Here is a 19931-nt window from a genome sequence, read left to right as displayed (position 1 = left end):
TTGCAGGGGCGCAGCGCCTACAGCGTGCGCCAGTCCACTGCGTTTTCGAAGGCTGCCGCGGCCCGGTAGATCGTGCCTTCGGCGTAATGCTTGCCGACCAGCATCAGCCCGACCGGCAGGCCGTCGACCAGGCCACAGGGGATGGACATGGCCGGGTGGCCGGTGATGTCCTGTGCGGCGGTGTTGCCGAGCATCTCCAGTGCCCGCGAGACATTCTCGGTGATCGAGCAATCCGGCGTGGGCAGCGGCTGGGCGACGATGGGCACGGTCGGCATCACCAGCAGGTCGTAGCGCTGCAGTGCCTTGTCGTAGCCGGCCCGGGCAAAGCGCGCGAGGTTCTGGGCCTTGGCGTAGTAACGGCCGTGGTAGTGCTCCAGGCCGAACTGGCCAACCAGCATGCACAGCTTGAGCGAAGGCGACAGGGCGTCGGCCTGGGTCCGCCAGCCGGCCTGCTTGTCGAGCAGGCCGACGTCGTACAGGCCCTTCCAGTTAAAGCCCGCGCCGTTGCCGTGCATCATCTGCATGGTCAGGCCTTCGCAGCCGATCGGGTTCCACAACGTGCCCGCCAGCGTGTGCTCGGGCACCGACACCTCCTCGACCACCGCGCCCAACGCCTCGAGCCGGGCGATGGCGCCGCGGACCGTTTCGGCCACCCGCGGATCAAGGTTGGCGAGTTGGAAACCTTCCTGGAGGATGCCGATACGCAGCCCGCCGACACCGCGCCCAAGGTAGTCGCTGTAGCTATCGACCTCCGGCGCGCCCTGGCGCGGGTCAAGCCCGTCGGTACCGGCCATCACTTCGAGCATCAGTGCGTTGTCGCGCACGCTGCGGGTCATCGGGCCGACATGGTCGAAGGTGGCCTCGATGGCCATTACCCCGGTATAGGGCACCAGCCCGAAGGTCGGCTTCATGCCGTAGATGCCACACCAGGCCGCAGGAATACGCACCGACCCGCCCTGGTCACCGCCCACCGCCAGGTCAACTTCGCCCGCCGCGACCAGCGCCGCGCTGCCCGACGACGAGCCGCCGGTACTGAAGCCGGGGCGCAACGGGTTGTACACGGGCGCCGGGTCGGAGGTGTGGCTGGCGCCAGACAGGCAATAGTGTTCGCAGGTGGCTTTGCCGAGAATCGTTACCCCTGCGTCGAGCAGGCGCGTCACCACGGTGGCGTCGAACGATGGCACGAAACCGGCCAGTGGCGAGGCGCCGTTCATCATCGGCACGCCTGCCAGCGAGATGTTGTCCTTGAGCGCGACCGTCCTGCCGAGCAGTATGCCGCTGCTGGCGCCCATCACCTCGGTGCGGTAGTACCAAGCGTTCAGCGGGTTTTCCACGCTGGAAGGGCGATAACCCGCCGTGCGCTCGTAGCGCACCAGCGGCGTGAAGTCCGGCAGCTCATCGACCAGGTCGTAGGCGTCGAGGCTGCCCTGCATTAGCGCCAGGTACTCGCTGGCTTGCTCGGGCGTCAGTTGCATGTGCAGGCGGCTGGCGAGCGCCTGCAGTTGTTCGAGCGTCGGGCGGGTGATGGCCATGGGGTGTCCTTTTTCCTTTCCGGTGCCGGGCCAAGGGGCCGGCAATTAGCGGTTCGTGGGCTCGCCGCGGTTGGGCCTGGTACTAACCTAGCGCCAGCGCGGGGAGCCGACTTGGTTGAGCAGGACAGTCGCTGTGTTGAGCAGGACTGCGTTGCGCCAGGTCGCAGGCCTACTGCTCCAGCTTGGGCACCCCGGCCTGCCCGGCCGCATCGCCGCGTGCGGGCCAGACCACGCCGACGCTATTCATGCCCTTGGCCGGGTCCATCGTCGGGTTGGCCAGCACCACGTCGCGGTAGGACGGGCTGCCGATCACGGCGGGCTTGAACTTGACCAGGAAATCGTTGACCTCCTTGCGCAGCTCCGGCGCCAGGTTGTAGTCGTTGTAGCACTCCTCCAGGCAATCCAGCGTGGCTTGCCAGTGCACCTCGGTCAGCCCCATGCCGCGGTGTGCGGTGACCATGTCCCGCCCGCGGTATTTGGCGCTGCCGCCCCAGTGTTGCGCGAGGAAATCGACGAAGTTGATGTGTTCCTTCTGGAAGGTCGACTCGGACATATGCGCCCAGATATGGCCGATCGCCGGGTGGGCCATGGTCTTGCGCAATACCGCGCCGGCGAACTGGTAAATGGCGTCGTAGCCACCCAGGCGGGTATACAGCGAAGGTTGTTGCTCGGTGGAAGCGTTTGGCTCAGTCATGTTCGAATGCTCCGTTTCAGCTGGGAATGTGCAGGCGGTTAAAAGACCCGGACGTACCTGAGGTTCAGTCGGAAGTTTTCCTTCGGCCCGTTTTCTACCGCGAGGTCACGCCCCAGCTGCATCTGCAACTGGTCCTGGGTGGTAAAGAACTTGGTGGCGGTTAGGCGGAAGTTGGTGGTTTTGCCGCGGTCATCCTGGGAGGTGCCGTCTATCCGGTTTTCCCCACCCCAGGTGTGGCCAAAACCGACTGCCAAGGACGTACCCGGGTCGATGATGTAGCGCCCCATCAGTTGCGCGGCGTAGGACGTCTCCTGTTCGCGGCGTACCGAGTTGGCGCCGAAGTCGTCGTTGTCGCCATACCAGATCGCATCGCCCACCAGGTCGAGCGCCCACTTCTCGCCGAAGTGCTTGATGTACGCGGCCTGAAGATCCACTTTCCAGCGGTTCTCGCCCAGGTTCAGCGCGTCCTTGCGGTCGTAGTTGCCGGTAGGTGCGACCAGGTAGACCGTGGCGCCGACCGTGTCGTTGGCCTCGTTGAGGCGGTACTTGAGCGGCGCGGTGAGAATGAGGTCGCCGATGCCGCTGGCGCTGCCCAGGGCCGAGGCGTCACCGCCGCTGGAAACATGGCCGAACGGCAGCAGGAACTGCGGCTCGATGGTCAGCCGGTCGGTCAATTTAAAGACGTGCAGCAAACGCAGGATGCCGACATTGGAGGTCAGGTTGAAGTCGGAGCTGACCTTGTGGCCCTGGGCGTAGGCACTGTCGGTAGTGGAATGCTGGTAATAGACTACACCGATGGTTTTATCCGCCGGCAGCACTTCATAATCCCCCGGCGAAACTTCAACTGCCTGCGCAGACAGGCACGGCACGGCCGCCGCAAGCATCAGGTAACGGAGTTGTTTCATGACCCAAGTCCTTCTTGGTGGTAAAACGCGGGCAAAAAGAGCCCCGCTGTCGTAACAACGACAGGTGCAGGGCTAAACGTGGAGTTCGTTGGTTAGTTGGCGCTTGCTTGGGCGTCGCGCAACATGCCGGTGTGCGGGTGGCAGTTGATGTATTCGAACACCTGGCTGCTCGCATCCGACACCGACACTTCGTGGTAGAGCCGCAACTTCTGCAGCCCCGCGGCCACCCGGAAGAAGGTGACGAAGATACGCAGATGGGTCGGATGGGATTCCGCCCAGCGTTCGAGTTTTTCCACCGAGCGCCAGTGACCGATGTTGTAGCTCTTGTCGAGCAGGTTGCCGTCCGCATCGATATTGCGCACGAAGCGGTTGCTGTAGCAGCCCAACGCCTGGCCGTTATCGCGCAGGAAATCCATGCCGTCCTGCAAGGTCGGCAGGATCTCGTCCAGGTACAGCGAGCGCTCGGCCTGGTCAGCCGCGGCCCAGTCCTGGCCCGAGCGAATCAAGGCGATATTGTCGTGGCCGACCACCACCACCCGCCCGCCCTTGACCGGGTCGCCGGACACCACCCGCAGCTCGCCGTCCGGGTTCATCCAGTCGGTTTGCGACACCGGGAAGCGGTCGCGCATCGAGCCCCAGTAACCGTGCTCCTCGATCTCGCCGCTGATGCTGCCCATGACCGCCCCGACCCCGGGCAGATCGCTCTGGAATGCATACAAGGTCTCGAACTGCTCGGCCCGCGGCGCACTGATCTCGCGGTAGTAACCCAGGCCATCGCTCAAGCGTTGCGGCGAACTCCACCAGCCATCCACCTCGGCCGAGCGCATCCAGCGGCAATACGCCCTGGCGTCTTTCCAGTAGCCCACCACCATCAGGTTGTCGTAGCCGCTGCTATCGACATGGTGCGTCAGGTCGTGGGTCAGCGGGCCGTCGGCCAAGCTGAAGCTGGCGACGATCTCGCGCAGCGCCTGCAAGGCCCGCTCGCGCTGGCCATCGCCGTGATACTGCACACCCAGGTAGGCCATCACCACCTGGGTCAACTGCGCGTCAGCGCGACCGACCCACATCGGGAACGGCGGCTGGTAATCGTCAGGCACCCGGCGCGACAAGGTGCGCGGGCACTTGAGGTGTTTGTCGATTGCGGACTCCATCACAGGCTCCTTGTTATTTTGGCTTCGGGCACACGCTCGGCATTACCACGGGCACGCAACGCGCACGTTCCCCACTCGATCAGCCACGACAAAAACTCTTCGGGCGCCAGGTCGCGCATATGCAGCCACCTGAACTCGTCGACCATTCGTTGTTGTTGTTGTTGAACTCGCATGGGCTTTACCTCATCGGCGCAGGTTGCTGGAAATGCCGTGAGGTCAACGTTAGGTACGCCACAACAGCGTCGCTTTGTTGGTCAGGACAACCGTTTGGTTGGTAAAGACAGCGCGAAAATACCCGCCAGGACACGAACCGCGATGGTGCAATGCACAGGGATAAAATGGGTTTTTGCCCCGGAATGGGCAGACGCAAGAGGGGCTTTTGCGATGGACGCCGCCGCGGCATCCACACCGCAGGCCGGGTTGGCCACGGCCCGCGCCAGTGAGTCGCGCTGGCGTGGATATTGCCTGTCGCAACCTCGGTAACAGTGCTTCGTTCCTCAAGTAGTAGCATCAAGGTGAGCGCCATCATGGCTGAGACCAATCACTATTCCACCCTTACCGTTTCGCCAGCCCGTCGCTTCGACTACTGGCGGGAAGTGGTCTGCCGGCATTGCCTGTCGGCGGACAGCAAACCCTCGTTGCAGAGCAATTTCGAGGGTGCGCTACAGGTCCACGGAATTGGCCCCCTGGACATCACCACCCTGTCTTCGCCACTGCACCACTGGGTGCGTTCCGAGCAACACCTGCGCGGCGATCCAGCCGAAGATATCTGGCTGGGTTTCACCCTCGACGGTTACGGCGAAATCGAACAACACACGCGCAAGGCCAGCCTGACGACCGGCAGTGTGTTTCTTTACGACGCATCCCAACCGTTCCGCTTCAGCCTGGGTGGTACCGAAAACCACCTGATCCGCATCCCCCGACCGCTGCTCTCGCAGCGCCTGCCAGGCATCGCCGACCTCACCGCGCGGGTGCTGGACGAGTCCCGCCCCGGAGTGATTCCGCTACGGCAGATGATCGGCCAGGCCGCCAGTTCCGCCGCGTTGCTGCAGAACGAAAGCATCTCCCGGCGCTACTCCAGTACCATCATCGACTTGCTAGTGCTCAGCCTGGAGCTGCAGGACCTCAAGACCACCCATCAAGAGCTGGACCTTTACGGGCGGATCATGAACTACATCCAGCGGCACCTGACCGAACCGGAACTGTCGATCGAGTCGATTGCCGTGGCCCACCACGTATCGACGCGCACGGTCACCCGGGCGTTTGCCCGGCACCAGAAATCCCCGGTCGCCGAAATCTGGAAGGAACGGCTCAACGCCAGCCGCGCAGCGATCGAACGCGGCCAGGTAAGAAGTGTTTCCCAGGCCGCGCTGGAATTCGGGTTCTCCGATTTCTCGCATTTCAGTCATGCGTTTCGGAAGGCTTTTGGAGAAGCGCCGCATTCGTTGTTGCGGCGGAGTAGGGGGTAAGTCCGGCGCCCTCAAGGTAAAGACCAGGCTGCGTATTATCGGCCTTGAAGCTCGGTCATGCCAGGTTGGGCTATACCGCCGAGGAGAAGTGGGCGGAGCCTGACACAAGGCTGGTGCTCTTGCAGATTGCGGCTCGCTGCAGAGACTTATGGATCTCAGTGGAAGTCAGTCACAAGCTATCGGGATCTCCGTAGGGTATTTTCGTCGTTGACCCGTGCATAGACGATGACCTTGGATCTTGAGTCGTAGCTAAAGAACAGCGGAAAGCGCCTGCCGATTTTTGCTCGGCGCCAATGCCGTTAGGCAGTGCCCAGCGTGTTGCCTTGGCGGAACTCATCACGGCCCGGGTCGGCCGGTACAGCCTCCATGATCAGATGGCTCAATGCCCGAAACAGCTTCACGTTGGCGTTGCTCTCAAAACCTTGCGGGTCGTTCTGCTCGGCTCGGGCGGCGGCTTCTTGCAATTTGCGTAGCTGTAAAGTCACACCTTCATGGAACAACAGTGTCCAGCCATGTCGTAGCATCAGATCGCGACCTCACCGTCGATATCTTCGTCCAGGTTAACGGAGCGATTTGCGTTGGCGAGCATGGTTTGCGCCAAGCCTTCCGACAGGGTAGTGAGGTTGCGTCCGCTTCGGATATCAGCCTCCAGCAAACCCAGGAACGCAACGATGGCAGGCGGGGAGGACGCTCAATAGCGCCGCAGGATGAGTTACACCACTTCCAAGGATATGATAGGTTTCTCGGGATTGCGTACAGACCCTAAGGCGCTTCCTGTTCGACACTAAACCCTGCCTCGAACAATTCCTCACCCAAGCTTGCCCAGCCCGCTAATTCGGCGAAATGCTTCATCCGGGTCAGTGTCCGTTTCGAAGCATCTACGGGCCGTCGTTCGGTGCGTTTCTCGAAGCCAGCGAGGCGCTGGCAAGCCAGGCGACCACAAGCGAGGAAGATTTCGCCCAGGTCATCCTCGAGGTCTTGAGCTGCGCGGCGCCTGACACGCACTACTGCGTCGGTGCGGACGCCGCCGAGTTCGTGCGCATGGCGCGCACCCAGGGCGCACGCGAGCTGGATGCCTTGTTCAGTGCGCAGATGCCGGGCCGCAAAGCCTTTGCCACTGCCGTGGAAACGGACGGCGCCGCATGAACGCGCGCAAGCTCAAGGCCTGGCAGGCGCAACATGGGCCACTGCTGGAGGCGGCCATCGAGGCCGTGCGCACACGGCAGCCGTTCAGCCCGTTTTCCGATGAGCTGGGCGACTACGACAGTGCACAGATAGAGCAAGGCGAGAGCCGTTTCAGGCGCCTGCTCGACGCGCCGTTCCACGTCACCCCGCAGGTGCCGGCCGACGTGGACCCGCGCTGGGCAGGTGGCGAACGCTCGCCCTACGGCTTCGAGCTGGGTATCCGCTACCGGGTCGAAGCATTCCCGCTGCTGGCGTGCCGGGCCGAGGCGGCCAAGCGCAAGTGGCAGCAGCTCGATATCGGCCTGCGTTGTGCCTTGCTGTGCGAGGTCATCACCCGCCTGCACGAGGATACCTTCCTGTTTGCCCATGTCGGCATGCACACCAGTGGGCATGGCCTGTTCATGGGGTTTCACGCCAATGCGGTGCACGCCCAGGCACGTGCGCTGGAGTCGGTGGCCCAGGTGCTGGCGGCGGCTCGCGAACTGAGTGGCGGGTTCGAGGCAGAGCTGGTGGTGGGGCAGGGCGCCAGCCAACGCCTGTCACGCCAGTTCGCGACCATGCCGGTGGGCCTGTCGCTGGTCTACGCCGGACGGGTGGTGCCGACCTGGGGCGCTTATCCCGGGTTGTTCGCTTCGCTCGCGGCGGGTTGCCCGGTGGTGGTCGTCGGCCATGACCAGGCGGTGTTGCCGATGGCCCTGACGGTCAAGGCACTGAAGGCGGCCTGTGCGCAGGTCGGTGTGCCCCATGACATCGTCAACCTGTTCCACAGCGACGACCCGGCCGCCTATCGGCAGGCGGCGCTGCACCCCGACGTGCGACTGATCGACTACATGGGCGCGGCGGAGTTCGGCAGCTGGCTGCGCCAGCATGCCTGGCAGGCGCGGGTGATGACCCAGCAAAGCGCCCAGACGCCGGTGTTCCTGCATTCGACCCACGACTACGACGGCATGCTCGAGAATCTGGCCTTTGGCTTGTGCTCGTTTTCGGCGCAGCTGTGCACCTCGCCACAGACCTTGTACGTGCTGCCTGAAGGCATACGCCTGGCGGACGGCGTGGTGTCGGTGGCGCAGTTCGAACGTGACCTGGTCGAGCGGGTGGAGCAGGTGCTGGCGCGCTTCCCCAGTGCCCGCGAGCTGCTCGGGGCATTGCTGGACGCGCAGAGCCTGGCCGAGATCCGCACCTGTGAAGGCGCCCGTTTCGCCCGTGTGCTGCGCCGCGCCGAAGCTGTACAGGACCCCGATTACCCACGCGCCTGCATCGTCACGCCTTCACTGATTGCCGTGCGCCAGGGCTTTGCCAGCAGCGTCGAACACTATGGCCGGGAAATCCGCGGGCCGGTGTCGTTCCTGGTCCAGCCGCCTGACCTGCGGGCCCTGCTTGCGGAACTGCGCGTCATTGGTCAGCACCATGGCGCATTGGGCCTTGGCCTGTATACCGTCGATGCCGGGGTGGAGCATGCGCTGCGCCAGGTTTCGCAGGAGATGGGGGCGCTGCTGTCGATCAACTTCTGCAAGAACTTCTACATCAGCCAGTGCGCAGTGTTCACCGATATCCATGGTGGCGGCACAGGGGCCGCGGCCAATGTCACCTATGGCGCGCCGGGCTACTACCACGCCCGATTGCGCATGACCGAGCAGAGGAAGCTGTTGTGATGCGTGAGGCGCAGCCGGTCTGGCCATTCCGGGGGCCGCCCCCGGCGGGGCTGGCGCTGTTCGCCCTGGACCTGGAGGGCTACTGCACGCCGTGTGACGCGGTGTTGCATGACGCTCGCTGGCTGGGCCCGGCACTGGCGCCCCGCCGGCGCGAGTTCGCCGGTGGCAGGGTGTGTGCGGCGGCGGCGCTGGGGGCGCTGGGCCATGAGCAGGGTTGGTTGCCGATTGCCCGGCCTTATCGTTACGCGCGTTTTCCGCTGGGCACCGTGGGGTCGATATCGCACACCCGGAAGCTGGCGCTGGCGTGCGTGGCCGATGCCGGGCTGTGTCTTGGCCTGGGCATCGATATCGAGGACATGGTCGGCTACCCGGAATTGTCCGAGATGGCCGAGCATGCCATGCACCCGGAGGAACGCGAGCGTTTCCAGCGGATGCGGGGTGACGAGGCGCTGCGGTTCTTCTACCTGTGCTTCAGTGCCAAGGAAGCCTTCTACAAGGCAGTATTTCCGCTTTGCCACGTGGAGCTGGAAATGGACGAAGCGCAATTGACCGACTGGGACGACCAAGGGCGTTTCGAGCTGGCGCTGCGTTCGCAGCGCCTGGGCGAAAGGTTTTCCGATGGCCATGTGTTTCACGGTAGCTGGGCCGTGCAGGGCGAGACGCTGTACATGCTGCTGACCATCGACCACGCGGCGTCGACGCGACCGCGCGCTGGCTGAGCAACGTCCGACGGGTGGGCTGTTGTAGGGGCCTGGGAGGCGTGGTAGTGTCTTTTTACATACATCCTGTATGTATGATGCCGGCAGGGCACCTACGCCTTGTCGCAGGGAAGTTCGAATCATCCGTGGGCGCCACCGGGCCTCGAGTCATCGGCGACGCCTGATTTTCATTCAAGGGATCTGCAATCATGAGCGCATCTGAAAACACCGCCAGTGCACCGAACGTCCGCCACCCCTGGCTGGCGGTCGCGGCCGTCGGGCTCGCCACGTTCTCCGTGGTCACCACTGAAATGCTGCCGGTCGGCCTGCTGACCACCATCGCCGAAACGCTGGGTACCACGACGGGCACCGCTGGCCTGATGATCACCTTGCCAGCCTTGCTGGCGGCCTTCTTCGCACCGCTGGTGGTGATGGCCGCGGGCAATCTGGACCGCCGCTGGATTCTCTGCGGCCTGCTGGGCTTGCTGGTGGTCGCCAATGTCGCCTCGGCGTTGGCGTCGAGCATGGCCTGGATGTTGGCCGCGCGGGTGCTGGTCGGGTTCTGCATGGGCGGGATCTGGGCCATTGCCGGCGGCCTGGCCGCACGCCTGGTACCTGGGCAATCGATCGGCCTGGCCACTTCGATCATTTTCGGTGGGGTGGCGGCCGCCTCGGTGCTGGGCGTGCCGCTGGGGGCGCTGATCGGTGACTTCGCTGGCTGGCGTTGGGCGTTCGGCAGCATGGCGATACTCAGTGCCCTGGTGTTGCTGATTCACCTAGCGGTCATCCCGTCATTGCCGGTGCACGGCTCGGTGACACTGCGCCAGTTCGCCGAGCAACTGGGCAATCGCAAGCTTCAGGCGGGCCTGGCACTGACCCTGTTGCTGGTGGCCGGGCACTTCATGGCGTTCACGTTCGTGCGCCCATTACTGCTCTCGGTATCCGGTTTCGACCCGCAGTGGATCGGCGCCTTGCTGTTCGCCTATGGCATCGCCGGCATCATCGGCAATTTCCTGGCCGGCATCATCGCTGCGCGACGCACCACGCTCACCCTGGTGGCCATCGCCGTCGGGCTGCTGCTGACCCCGCTGCTGTTTCTCGGCATCGGTGCCAATCAGTTCGGTGGCAGCCTGGTGCTGTTGGCCTGGGGGCTTGCCTACGGCGGGGTGTCGGTGGGTCTGATGACCTGGATGATGAAGGCGGCGCCCGCCGCGGTGGAAATTGCCACGGCACTGTACGTCGGCGTATTCAACGTCGGCATTTCGCTGGGGTCCTGGGCAGGCGGGCAGACCGTCGATGGCCTGGGCCTGACCACCAACCTGTGGCTGGCGGCCGGCCTGGCCGCACTGGGGTTGCTGCTGGCGCTGGGCATGGGCGGGCACAAGCCCGAAGCGCTGGCCGCCCAGGCCAACGGCGCAAAATGACGCACGGCCCGGGCGGCGTCACGCCCGGGCGTTCCACACCATGTACGTGCACGTCTCCCGTCGCAGGAGAGGCGTGCTCGCGCCTGGAAGGTCTTTACAGAATTGGGGAGAGGGCATGAGGGGTACACGGATGTTCACCCGCACACTGTCGGGCGGCGTGGCGCTGATCGGCGTGACGCTGCTGGTTGGCGGCGTATGGTTGCTGATGCTGGGCGGCAGCGGGTTCTATGCCTTGGCTGGGCTGATGCTGGGCGCCGTCGCCCTGGGGCTGTGGCGGCAGCGCCGCTACGCGCTGGGTGTCAGCCTGGCGCTGCTGGCCGTAAGCGTGGCATGGGCCTGGTGGGAAGTAGGCCTCGATTACTGGCAATGGGTGCCGCGGGTGGCGATGTTCCTGGTGGTGGCGTGCATCGTCACCGCCTGTTACCCGCAACTTCGCGACACCGCAGGCTTGGCTGGGGCGCGCGCCGTGCGCAACCGGCTGCTGCCGGTGTTGCTCGGTGTGCTGCTGGTCGGTGGGCTGGGCGCTTTCCAGCCGCATCCGGGGAGCGCTGCGCTGCCTGGCGTGGAAGTGGCGCAGGCGGCGCCGGGCGAACCCTCCCTTGAGGCGGGCGACCCCGACTGGCCACAATACGGCCAGAACACGCGTGGCAGCCGCTATTCCGCGCTGAGCGAGATCGATACCTCGAACGTCGCCGGCCTGGAAGTGGCCTGGCAATACCGCACCGGTGACCTGCCCGTTGGCGAGGCCGCGTTCCAGGGTACGCCGATCAAGCTCGGCGAGCTGCTGTATGTCTGCACGCCCTACAGCAAGGTGGTAGCGGTCGACGCCGAGAGCGGTGAGCAGAAATGGGCCTACGACCCCCAGGCCCAGTCGAAGGAATGGCAGCGTTGCCGTGGCCTGGCGTCCTGGCAAGCGCCCGCCGGCGAGGTGGAAAAAAGCGAGGCCCTGTGCCGCACGCGCATCGTGCTGACCACCCTCGACGCCCGCTTGATCACGCTGGACGCACACAGCGGCGCGGTGTGCCCTGGGTTTGGCGAGAATGGCCAGGTCAACCTGCTCACGGGGCTGAGCGAACCGGCCAAGGCTTCCTATTACCCGACATCGGCACCCCTGGTGGCAGGCGACGTGATCGTCACCGGCGCACGTATGCAGGACTGGGCCGCTCGTGGTGAACCTTCAGGTGTGGTGCGCGGCTGGGATGTGCGCACAGGCAAGCTGGTCTGGGCCTGGGACCCCGCCGCACCGAAGCGCGGGAAACCGCTGCCGGCGGGGCAAGTCTACCCGGATGAGACGCCCAACTTCTGGGGGACTGCGTCCTACGACCCGGCGCTCGGCCTGATCTACGTGCCTACGGGTAACCAGACCCCTGACTTCTGGGGCGCGGACCGTTCCCTGGCGGCCGAAACCTACAATGCCTCGGTGGTCGCTATCGACGTGCGCACCGGGATCGACCGCTGGCACTTCAGGACGGTTAATCATGACCTGCACGACTACGACGTGGCCGCTCAGCCCATCCTCCACGACTTGCCCACCGGCAATGGCGATACCACCCCCGTTGTCATCGTGCTGACCAAGACCGGCCAGGTCTTCGTGCTCGACCGGCGCGATGGCCGGCCAGTCTTCCCGGTCGAGTCGCGCACGGTCAGTGCCGAGGGCGCGCCCGCTGGCCAGCGGCCGGCGCCACAACAGCCGTACTCCAGTGTGTCGCTGGGATATGCGCCCCTGACCGAACAACGCATGTGGGGCATGACCGCCCTCGACCAGTTGTACTGCCGTATCCAGTTCAAGCGGATGCACTACGTCGGTGACTTTACCCCGCTGAGCACCCGCAAGAGCCTGATGTACCCCGGCTACTACGGCGGCATCAACTGGGGCGGTGGCGCGGTCGACGAAGCCTCTGGCCTGTTGCTGGTCAATGACATCCGCATCGCCCACTGGGCACAGTTCATCGAACACGAGAAGGCCCTGGCGGCCGGCTACAACCCCACCGGCGCATCGGGCAACTATGCCGAGCAGCGCGGCGCACCCTATGGCGTCATCCACGGCATGTTCACCTCGCCGTTGGGCGTGCCTTGCATCGCCCCGCCCTACGGGACCCTGACCGCGATCGACCTGAACTCAGGGCAGATCGCTTGGCAGGTGCCCATGGGCAGCACCGAGGATACGCCGCTGCCTGGAGGGCTGCCGGGGCTGGCGATGCCCATCGGCATGCCCACCATGGGCGGGCCGCTGGTCACCCAGGGAGGGCTGGTGTTCTTCTCAGGCTCCATGGACCACTACCTGCGGGCCATGGACAGCCGCACCGGTCATGTGCTGTGGAAGGGCCGACTGCCCGTCGGCAGCCAGGCTACCCCTATCAGCTACCAGGGCAACCGCAGCGGGCGCCAGTATGTGGTGGTGACCGCTGGCGGCGCCCAAGGCCCCGGCAAGGCGCGTGGCGACTACGTCATCGCCTACCGCCTGCCCTGACCGATAACCGGGGCCGGCAGTCGGCCCCATTCGACCCTTGCACTCGGCCTGGCCGAGGGAGCGCGATTCATGAACGCAGAAATTTTCGAACTGGGTGACATCCAGCTGCAGTCCGGCCGGTGCCTGCGCCAAGCCAGGCTGGCCTACCAGACCTACGGTGAACTCAATGCCGCAAAGGACAATGTCATCGTCTACCCGACGTCGTTCGCCGCCACCCATGACGACACCGCGTGGCTGATCGGCGAAGGCCGGGCTCTGGACCCGAACAAGTACTTCATTGTCGTGCCTGACGCGTTCGGCAATGGTGTGTCCAGTTCCCCCAGCAACACGCCGGCGCCGCACAACGGCAATCGCTTCCCGCGCATCACCGTGCATGACAACGTGATCCAGCAGCAGCGCTTGCTGAGCGAACGCTTCGGCATCGGCAAGATCCGCCTGGCCATCGGTTGGTCGCTGGGCGGTTCCCAGGCGTTCGAGTGGGCGGCGGCCTATCCTGACCAGGTCGAACGGCTGTTCACCTTCCAGAGCGCTGCACGGACGTCGCGGCACTTCCAGGTATTCTTCGACAGCGTGCGGGCCGCGATCGAACTCGACCCGGCCTTCGACCAGGGCTTCTATGACCAGCCGCCGCACCGTGGCCTGCGGGTCGCGGCGCGTATCTATGCCGGCTGGGGCTTCTCCCAGGCGTTCTACCGTGAACGCCTGGACCAGCGGGTGCTGGGTTATGCCTCGCTCGAGGACTTCCTGATCGACTTCTGGGAGGGCTGGTTCCTTAAGCGTGATGCCAACGACCTGCTCGCCCAGCTGTGGATGGGGCAGCATGCGGACATCAGTGCCAACCCGCGCTATCGCGGCAACATCGACCAGGCACTGGCGGCGATCAAGGCCGACACGGTGATCATGCCGTCGTCCAGCGACCTGTATTTCCCGGTGCTGGATGCCGAGCAGGAGGCTCGCGGCATCGCCCGTGCCGAGCTGCGCGTGCTTGAGTCCGACTGGGGCCATGTGGCCGGTGAGGGCCTGAACGATGCCGATACCCAGGGGATCGAGCGCGCGATCAGCGAGCTGCTCGCACGTTGAGCCCGCGGTGCTGGCGCGCTTGTCACGGCGCCAGCAGGCCGTGAGAATGCCGGGATCGCATCGACGACGATGCTCCCGTCATGCCGCAGAACAAGGAAACCGCCGGATGGCTCGCCGTACCCGTGCCGAAATGGAAGCAACCCGTGCCACCTTGCTGGCCACCGCGCGCCAGCTGTTCGGCGAGCGCGGCTATGCGCAGACCTCGATGGATGACCTGACTGCCCAGGTTCAGCTCACGCGGGGGGCGCTCTATCACCACTTTGGCGACAAGCAAGGCTTGCTGGCGGCCGTGGTGGCGGAACTCGACGCTGAAATGGACGCACGCTTGCGAGCGATCACCGACAGCGCCGAAGATGCCTGGGAGGGTTTCTGCCGGCGCTGCCACGCCTACCTCGAAATGGCCGTCGAACCACCGATCCAGCGCATCGTCCTGCGTGACGCCCGGGCGGTGCTGGGCGGTGCGTCGCCGGATGCGCAACGCCATTGCGTGGACTCGCTGCAACACCTGATCGCCAACCTGATAGAGCAGGGCATTGTCGTGCCTGTCAACCCGCATGCCCTGGCGTCACTGATCTACGGCAGCCTGGCCGAGGCTGCGTTTTGGATCGCCGAGGCCGAAGAGGGCCAGGCACGCCTGGCCGAGGGTGGAGTGGCGTTGAGTTTGTTACTGGATGGCTTGCTGGTAAGGTGACTCGTTCAAAGCTACGGCCAGGTAGACATCCCCATCTTTGTTCCGGGCTGCAATCGTTTTTTGTTCTGTGGTACCTAGTGGCCAGTCGACAGCGCCCCCGCCATCAGCGTACTTGCCGGGTTCGGCAATGGCGCGCAGGAAAGCATCGCTGAGTTTTCGCCGCAGTCCGGGCGTAGGGAGGGAAGTCGTGATGTGCGGGTACTTTTTTCGAAACAGAAAAAGTACCCAAAAACCCGCAGACGCGTTGGAAATCGGCGGAATACGACGGGCGGCATTGGGCTTGAGTTTAAGTTAAGCTAATGAATTTATTGTAATTTCTGGATCTCTGTGGAACCCATTCCCAAACTATTGGGATCCCCGAAGAACATTTGGACATGGCTCTAGAGCGGTATTTCAGGGTCGAAAAACCATAAATGTACCCCCAAAAATACCCGCGATACCCCCAGCAGGATGCGTGATCGAGAATGGCGATTTCTGACAGCGGTTAAGGTGGATCACCTTGAGCTTAAGTGTACCTCCATGGCGAGAAAGCCGGAACGAAAGCGGCGCTCAATCTCTTGCGATAACCCTATAATGGCTGAACAGAACAGAATGGTCGGAGCATGAAGCGAACCTTGGAAGGCACGGCCAAAGCCGGCGAGCCGCTACTACGCGAAGCCCTTGTTGCGATAAGGGCGCATCAGCACGCCCAAGATAGCGGGGCATCTCGAGAGACAGTTGAGCGGCTTAGAGTGTTGGCCGACTTTCTTTATCATGCGGTAGTGGATTTCCAGTTGCTGGAAGCCGGCAGTCCGTCTGAATCGATTCACTGACATCGAGGCACTGATGCCCAAGCAGTCTAAGATTTTGCCGCCCAACCACCCAGCCTACACGGAGGCAGTTGAGGCAATGCGCCGGTACCACGAAGCTCAGGATGCTCGCGCGCCTGCAATAGAGGTGGAAAGATTACGCGTGATAGCTGAGTCTCTGTTCCAAGCTGTAACTGACTACCAAATGAGAGCTTTTGGCCGTGGTGGCGGAACCACTCACTGATTGGCACTTACGCGGGAGATTGTACGTCCTGTGAATGTCTGCTTTCGACCCATGGCGGACATTGGAGAATAACGGATTAAGTAAGGCCGACACGCAACCTGTGGGAGCGGGTTCACCCGCGAAGCAAGCGCCGCGGTGGATGGCACCGGCTATGCCGGTGTTCGCGGGTAAACCCGCTCCCACAGAGATTGCGGTTGTGCCCACCGGCCGCTATGGGTCGATAGCAGACGCTCACTCTGGGCCCCGTCGCTATCCTTTAGCTACCTGAAGGCTCTCGAGGAACAGCTATGGCGGGGCTTGATGGAGCATAACATTTGCAATAACGCGTCCCTGAGTTCGAGACTGTCTTCCCGCTCCAGTTATAGATCCATAGAGTTCCAAGGGAGTCTGTCTGTGCTCCGCAAAGCGCGCATGGGAGGGTGCGCACCGCTAGATGTTGTGCAACTTGGGAATTTTGAGAGCACCTTGTCCTCACTGATTTGGGGCGGCGATCAGGGTAATTGGTCTTTGCTCCCTCATCCTTGCATGGGGTGCAAGGGGTCGAGTGTTCGAATCACTCCGTCCCGACCAAAAAACTCCAAGAAATCCAGTCACTTAGCGGTGACTGGATTTTTTTATGGGCCACTGTTTTTCTTCGTCTGTCTTTTTACCCCACTTTTTACCCCACCGATAACCAGCAGTCTGCTTACGCGGCGCCTTCGACTCGAGCGGCCCGATAACGTCCGTTCTCCTACGGTCCGAGATTTGATATCGCTTAGCCCGCTTCGCCAGAGGGTAAATCGTTGTCGGGGCTGTGCGGTGGGAGGACGGTTAAACGCCGGCGTAGTCGGTGGCCGGACATGCATAGGAGGGACGTGAAGTAATCGGCTGGTGTTCTGCGTGGGCAGCTTTCGGGTTCGAATCTCTACGCTTCCGCCAAATTTCTCATTAAGGCCCCTGAAAACGGGGCTTTTTTGTGGGTGATTGTTTTTCTACCCATGTTTGTACCCACTTGAAGTAAATGCCTTGTGATGGCGGTTTTGTATGATTTATCGAGTCGAGTAACTGGCGAGGCAGGGCTGGAGGGTTATGATTTGGCGGATTTTGTCAAGCACGGACTCTGCCAGATGCTCTCAAGTCCTTTTTCGATGATCAGGTCAGTCAGCGAGGCTACAGCACCAGTAGTGAATATGTGCGAGAGCTGATTCGCAAGGATCAGGATCGGCAGCATCTGCGAGGCTTGCTACTGGCTGGCGCTGAATCAGGCCCAGTTGCGCCTGCGGATGGTGACTATTTCGAATCTCTACGCGCCAAGATTCTTAAGGCTCAAGGATGAGGGCCAAGCCCGTCATTTCTTTGGGCTCTTGCCAATCAAGACGTAGAAGACGCTATCAGCTATTACCTTGGTGAGCAGGCCGAGCAGGCTGCACTCGGTTTTATCGATGCCCTGGAAAATGCCTACATCCACATCAGCCGCCACCCGGCCTCGGGCATACCTCGGTACGTTCATGAGCTGGATTTGTCAAGGTTGCTCTACTGGCTGCGGAAGCGCTATCCCTATCTGGTTTTCTACGTTGAGCGCGTTGACCATGTCGATGTATGGCGCGTTTTACATGGGGTGAGGGACATTCCTGGATGATTGATGGAAAGCCTCTCTCATTAGCTGCAAGCAGACGGTCATCTATAAAGGCCATCGCTGGGTTCAGCACAGCTTAATAGGCTATATCTACCCATTTGTGATCGGGTGGGCGGTGCAGAAGGTCAGATCAGCCTTTCACTGGTAAGCGCGTGCTTGGTTGCAATGATGCGTAGTTCTCTTTGAACGCCCTTCATCCTTTTCTCTACCTCGAGTCGCGCTTGCGTTTCATCACCTTCGAAAGGAGGTTGAGCTGCCTCCAGAGACAGTTCCCACATGACGACAAGCTCGACTTGGCGTTCCAGGTGCTTCATAGCCTCTTCCAACTGGGCCTTGAGCAGGGACTTCGCTTGGTTGGCTATTTGTCGCTCGATTTGGGCAGTTTTCTTCAACTGCTCTTCCCGCGCCTGCTGCGTCTTGGTCATGTCGTACAGGCCATCGATGAGTGCAGCGACTATCGAGGTTTCCGGTTGATCGTGCTTGTTGGCCAGATGGCGGAGCCTCGTCACGGTCTTGGTCGGAAGGGAGAAGGTGCATGCCTTCCTGCCGTTGCTCGGCGAGCGGTATCTACGCTGTCGTAGAGCGTTCTTCAAGCGCTCGATCAGTTTTATTCCTTCCGTGGTCTGTTCGATATCCTTGATGATCTGTGTCGTTCTGGCGTAGCCCGGGTTGTCGAATCGACCCAGGAAGATGTCTCTGGGGGCGCGCTTGCGCAAATAGGCTTCCGCCCACTCCCACTCGTTTCGGCGCAGCCAAGTCGTATTGTCCTCAGTCACCATTCCACCCTCTGTCTAGATGCCTTCTTTGTAATCCTGTTATGGGCATCCTGCAATGGTTTTTGTGGCGTTACGGTAACGTTAAGCGTTTGTTATATATTTATTTATGATATTTTGTACAGGGTGTATAAACTGTTATTTATTTGTCGAAGGATTTAAGCTTTGCTGATTATCGATTGCATGAGCGTGAGTCTGACGGGTTGTGGGGTAGAGGCAAGGTTTCTGCTGGAAGCAATGGCTTGCCGTGCTTTGCGCGATGGTGCTGACACGATTCCCGGCAATGCCAAGGCAATGGCCAAATGGCTCCATGTCTCGGAGCGGATGGTGAGCGGCGCCCTCGTCGAGCTCGTTTCTTGCGGTGCGATATGCCGACTGTCGAGAGGGGTGGGGCGGGGGCGACCGGCAGTCACTTACCGGATCGATGCCGCAGAGCTTGCGCTGCTGGCGGAAAAGAAAAGCTCATATCGGGAACACGCCAAGCTCCTTGAGCGACTGTTCTCTGGAGACGATCTGACAGTAGAGATGCTGGGAGCAGTGTCCAAGACTGAAGCGAAGAGTGCGGCGCTGAGCAAGGTTGGAAGTCCGGCGCCGCCAGGCGCCCGCGGCCGCTTGAGTGCATCCAACCGATTGCTGCTGGGAACGTTATTGGTGCGTGCTGATAGCTTCGGGCAGGTGACCGGGGTAAGCAATCTGGAGTTAATCCGACTGACGGGGCTCGATGCCGAGAGTTTGAAACATCGGCTCAAGCGGTTGCTGGCAGTGGGGCTGATTCGTACCTACGTGCCGGGAGCATCAAGCTCGGTTTTCAGGGCTGGGAAGATCTCGAGTACCTATTTTCTCAACCTGAACCATCCAGCATTTGGATTGAAGCGAAACTGTGCCGTCGTGGTGCATCGACTGGGCTGGGAAGATGAGAGGCGTGTCTCACATGAGGAAAGCCTATGGAGAGATGTTCTTCGCGTAAGCAAACATGGCAGCGGGGTACGAACTGAAACACCCTTGGCTGTGATCCGCTTTCTTGCTGGACAGAGGGGAGTGGTGTTCAGGCTTCTTCAATTCATGCTCCTGCAATATGCATCCGAATTGCTTGCTCGTCACTGGCGTGAGCTCGGAACAAAAGGTTTTGTCGACGGTGGCTGGGTTCGAGAAAGGATCGAGGGAGCCTTGCGAAAGTCATCCATGCCCGAAGGTGGCCAGGACGATGCTGACAAAGATTGGAAAGCTATCATCAGATATTTTCACGGCGAGGTGCTGAAGATTGCTCGGGATTACAGGTCAAGATTCGGGCAGGCAGATTGGATCGAGTTCGATTCGGGAGGCTTGAGCATACTGCCGGTTTTACAGGGCACGGGATATTCGATCATTACGGTGCTATTGCGGCCACCTCCGGAGTGGCTGTCCGAGTGCACGGTGTTGCTGGAGGAAAGGCCCGGTGTCGTTAACCCCGAGTCGTACAGTGGAGAGGCTGATATGGACCTGGTTACGCGGATTCACTACGGGCTCGCGTCTTACCCGGCCAAGCGGTTGCTAATGAAGTAGTTCAAATTTTACTACCCC

General features: G+C 62.1%; 18 protein-coding genes, 1 tRNA gene and 3 pseudogenes. 14 read left to right on the top strand and 8 right to left on the bottom strand.

The features are described 5' to 3' along the window. Positions 1-17 precede the first annotated feature (17 nt). The 5 genes from AACG97_RS16245 to AACG97_RS16225 all read right to left on the bottom strand — a co-directional run bounded on the left by AACG97_RS16245 (position 18) and on the right by AACG97_RS16225 (position 4455). Positions 18-1532, bottom strand: a complete 1515-nt coding sequence (locus AACG97_RS16245) for an amidase (protein ID WP_197885290.1) — start codon at positions 1530-1532, stop codon at positions 18-20. Positions 1533-1701: 169 nt separating this feature from the next. Next, complete coding sequence (locus AACG97_RS16240; RefSeq protein WP_009685493.1) at positions 1702-2226, bottom strand: group I truncated hemoglobin; 525 nt, start codon at positions 2224-2226, stop codon at positions 1702-1704. Positions 2227-2264: 38 nt separating this feature from the next. After that, on the bottom strand, positions 2265-3131 hold the full coding sequence (locus AACG97_RS16235; protein ID WP_009685492.1) for a transporter: 867 nt from the start codon (positions 3129-3131) through the stop codon (positions 2265-2267). A 92-nt stretch (positions 3132-3223) separates the two neighbouring features. After that, positions 3224-4282, bottom strand: a complete 1059-nt coding sequence (oxdA, locus tag AACG97_RS16230) for an aliphatic aldoxime dehydratase (protein ID WP_115294275.1) — start codon at positions 4280-4282, stop codon at positions 3224-3226. Beyond that, complete coding sequence (locus tag AACG97_RS16225) at positions 4282-4455, bottom strand: hypothetical protein (protein WP_225786241.1); 174 nt, start codon at positions 4453-4455, stop codon at positions 4282-4284. The genes oxdA and AACG97_RS16225 overlap by 1 nt, the downstream gene beginning before the upstream one ends. A gap of 354 nt (positions 4456-4809) precedes the next feature. Between AACG97_RS16225 and AACG97_RS16220 the strand changes: the two genes are divergently transcribed. Next, the gene (locus AACG97_RS16220) at positions 4810-5751 is read left to right on the top strand and encodes an AraC-like ligand-binding domain-containing protein (RefSeq protein WP_115294276.1); all 942 of its coding nucleotides are present in this window, start codon (positions 4810-4812) and stop codon (positions 5749-5751) included. Between the two features lie 188 nt (positions 5752-5939). Here AACG97_RS16220 and AACG97_RS16215 read toward each other — a convergent pair. After that, positions 5940-6275 (bottom strand): annotated as a pseudogene (locus AACG97_RS16215) (type II toxin-antitoxin system YhaV family toxin); the annotation flags it as partial. Further along, positions 6275-6430, bottom strand: a pseudogene (locus tag AACG97_RS16210) (type II toxin-antitoxin system PrlF family antitoxin); the annotation flags it as partial. The pseudogenes AACG97_RS16215 and AACG97_RS16210, both read right to left, overlap by 1 nt. Before the next feature lie 164 nt (positions 6431-6594). Here AACG97_RS16210 and AACG97_RS16205 point away from each other — a divergent pair. From AACG97_RS16205 to AACG97_RS16150, 12 genes and pseudogenes are all read left to right on the top strand, one after another. Further along, a complete protein-coding gene (locus AACG97_RS16205; RefSeq protein ID WP_197885287.1) occupies positions 6595-6897 on the top strand; it encodes a hypothetical protein in 303 nt (100 codons plus the stop codon). Further along, positions 6894-8588, top strand: a complete 1695-nt coding sequence (locus tag AACG97_RS16200) for an aldehyde dehydrogenase family protein (protein WP_197885286.1) — start codon at positions 6894-6896, stop codon at positions 8586-8588. Before AACG97_RS16205 ends, AACG97_RS16200 begins: the two co-directional genes overlap by 4 nt. Then, positions 8588-9307 carry a 4'-phosphopantetheinyl transferase family protein gene (locus AACG97_RS16195; protein ID WP_225786240.1) on the top strand — a complete coding sequence of 240 codons (720 nt, stop codon included), beginning with the start codon at positions 8588-8590 and terminating at the stop codon, positions 9305-9307. The genes AACG97_RS16200 and AACG97_RS16195 overlap by 1 nt, the downstream gene beginning before the upstream one ends. 188 nt (positions 9308-9495) lie before the next feature. Continuing rightward, a complete protein-coding gene (locus tag AACG97_RS16190; RefSeq protein ID WP_225786239.1) occupies positions 9496-10710 on the top strand; it encodes an MFS transporter in 1215 nt (404 codons plus the stop codon). 130 nt (positions 10711-10840) lie between these two features. Continuing rightward, positions 10841-13180 (top strand): membrane-bound PQQ-dependent dehydrogenase, glucose/quinate/shikimate family, encoded by a 2340-nt coding sequence (locus AACG97_RS16185; protein WP_197886433.1) that lies wholly within the window; start codon positions 10841-10843, stop codon positions 13178-13180. 69 nt (positions 13181-13249) lie between these two features. Continuing rightward, complete coding sequence (locus tag AACG97_RS16180; protein ID WP_197886434.1) at positions 13250-14260, top strand: alpha/beta fold hydrolase; 1011 nt, start codon at positions 13250-13252, stop codon at positions 14258-14260. 106 nt (positions 14261-14366) lie between these two features. Next, positions 14367-14951: a TetR/AcrR family transcriptional regulator gene (locus tag AACG97_RS16175; protein WP_047149901.1), complete on the top strand. Its 585-nt coding sequence runs from the start codon at positions 14367-14369 to the stop codon at positions 14949-14951. A 602-nt stretch (positions 14952-15553) separates the two neighbouring features. Continuing rightward, on the top strand, positions 15554-15763 hold the full coding sequence (locus tag AACG97_RS16170; protein ID WP_081951370.1) for a hypothetical protein: 210 nt from the start codon (positions 15554-15556) through the stop codon (positions 15761-15763). Between the two features lie 13 nt (positions 15764-15776). Further along, a complete protein-coding gene (locus AACG97_RS16165; protein WP_225786238.1) occupies positions 15777-15983 on the top strand; it encodes a hypothetical protein in 207 nt (68 codons plus the stop codon). Positions 15984-16463: 480 nt separating this feature from the next. Beyond that, positions 16464-16553 (top strand) — tRNA-OTHER (locus AACG97_RS16160). Positions 16554-17082: 529 nt separating this feature from the next. Then, the gene (locus AACG97_RS16155; RefSeq protein WP_086976081.1) at positions 17083-17298 is read left to right on the top strand and encodes a ribbon-helix-helix domain-containing protein; all 216 of its coding nucleotides are present in this window, start codon (positions 17083-17085) and stop codon (positions 17296-17298) included. Then, positions 17295-17601 (top strand): annotated as a pseudogene (locus AACG97_RS16150) (type II toxin-antitoxin system RelE/ParE family toxin). The gene AACG97_RS16155 and the pseudogene AACG97_RS16150 overlap by 4 nt, the downstream one beginning before the upstream one ends. A gap of 122 nt (positions 17602-17723) precedes the next feature. On the opposite strand, the gene AACG97_RS16145 reads toward AACG97_RS16150, so the two are convergent. Then, positions 17724-18377 carry a hypothetical protein gene (locus AACG97_RS16145; protein ID WP_086976077.1) on the bottom strand — a complete coding sequence of 218 codons (654 nt, stop codon included), beginning with the start codon at positions 18375-18377 and terminating at the stop codon, positions 17724-17726. 159 nt (positions 18378-18536) lie between these two features. Between AACG97_RS16145 and AACG97_RS16140 the strand changes: the two genes are divergently transcribed. Then, positions 18537-19913 (top strand): hypothetical protein, encoded by a 1377-nt coding sequence (locus AACG97_RS16140; RefSeq protein ID WP_197886436.1) that lies wholly within the window; start codon positions 18537-18539, stop codon positions 19911-19913. Positions 19914-19931: the final 18 nt, after the last annotated feature.

The organism is Pseudomonas sp. Nvir (genome assembly GCF_963778085.1).
Classification (GTDB): Bacteria; Pseudomonadota; Gammaproteobacteria; order Pseudomonadales; family Pseudomonadaceae; genus Aquipseudomonas; species Aquipseudomonas juntendi.
Note: the sequence above shows the minus strand (reverse complement) of the source record. Positions and strands in the feature narration are given on the sequence as shown.

Coding starts and splice junctions, on each gene's coding strand:
- AACG97_RS16245 (WP_197885290.1), bottom strand. CDS start 1,532: ATGGCCATCACCCGCCCGACGCTCGAACAACTGCAGGCGCTCGCCAGC.
- AACG97_RS16240 (WP_009685493.1), bottom strand. CDS start 2,226: ATGACTGAGCCAAACGCTTCCACCGAGCAACAACCTTCGCTGTATACC.
- AACG97_RS16235 (WP_009685492.1), bottom strand. CDS start 3,131: ATGAAACAACTCCGTTACCTGATGCTTGCGGCGGCCGTGCCGTGCCTG.
- oxdA (WP_115294275.1), bottom strand. CDS start 4,282: ATGGAGTCCGCAATCGACAAACACCTCAAGTGCCCGCGCACCTTGTCG.
- AACG97_RS16225 (WP_225786241.1), bottom strand. CDS start 4,455: ATGCGAGTTCAACAACAACAACAACGAATGGTCGACGAGTTCAGGTGG.
- AACG97_RS16220 (WP_115294276.1), top strand. CDS start 4,810: ATGGCTGAGACCAATCACTATTCCACCCTTACCGTTTCGCCAGCCCGT.
- AACG97_RS16205 (WP_197885287.1), top strand. CDS start 6,595: ATGCTTCATCCGGGTCAGTGTCCGTTTCGAAGCATCTACGGGCCGTCG.
- AACG97_RS16200 (WP_197885286.1), top strand. CDS start 6,894: ATGAACGCGCGCAAGCTCAAGGCCTGGCAGGCGCAACATGGGCCACTG.
- AACG97_RS16195 (WP_225786240.1), top strand. CDS start 8,588: ATGCGTGAGGCGCAGCCGGTCTGGCCATTCCGGGGGCCGCCCCCGGCG.
- AACG97_RS16190 (WP_225786239.1), top strand. CDS start 9,496: ATGAGCGCATCTGAAAACACCGCCAGTGCACCGAACGTCCGCCACCCC.
- AACG97_RS16185 (WP_197886433.1), top strand. CDS start 10,841: ATGTTCACCCGCACACTGTCGGGCGGCGTGGCGCTGATCGGCGTGACG.
- AACG97_RS16180 (WP_197886434.1), top strand. CDS start 13,250: ATGAACGCAGAAATTTTCGAACTGGGTGACATCCAGCTGCAGTCCGGC.
- AACG97_RS16175 (WP_047149901.1), top strand. CDS start 14,367: ATGGCTCGCCGTACCCGTGCCGAAATGGAAGCAACCCGTGCCACCTTG.
- AACG97_RS16170 (WP_081951370.1), top strand. CDS start 15,554: ATGAAGCGAACCTTGGAAGGCACGGCCAAAGCCGGCGAGCCGCTACTA.
- AACG97_RS16165 (WP_225786238.1), top strand. CDS start 15,777: ATGCCCAAGCAGTCTAAGATTTTGCCGCCCAACCACCCAGCCTACACG.
- AACG97_RS16145 (WP_086976077.1), bottom strand. CDS start 18,377: ATGGTGACTGAGGACAATACGACTTGGCTGCGCCGAAACGAGTGGGAG.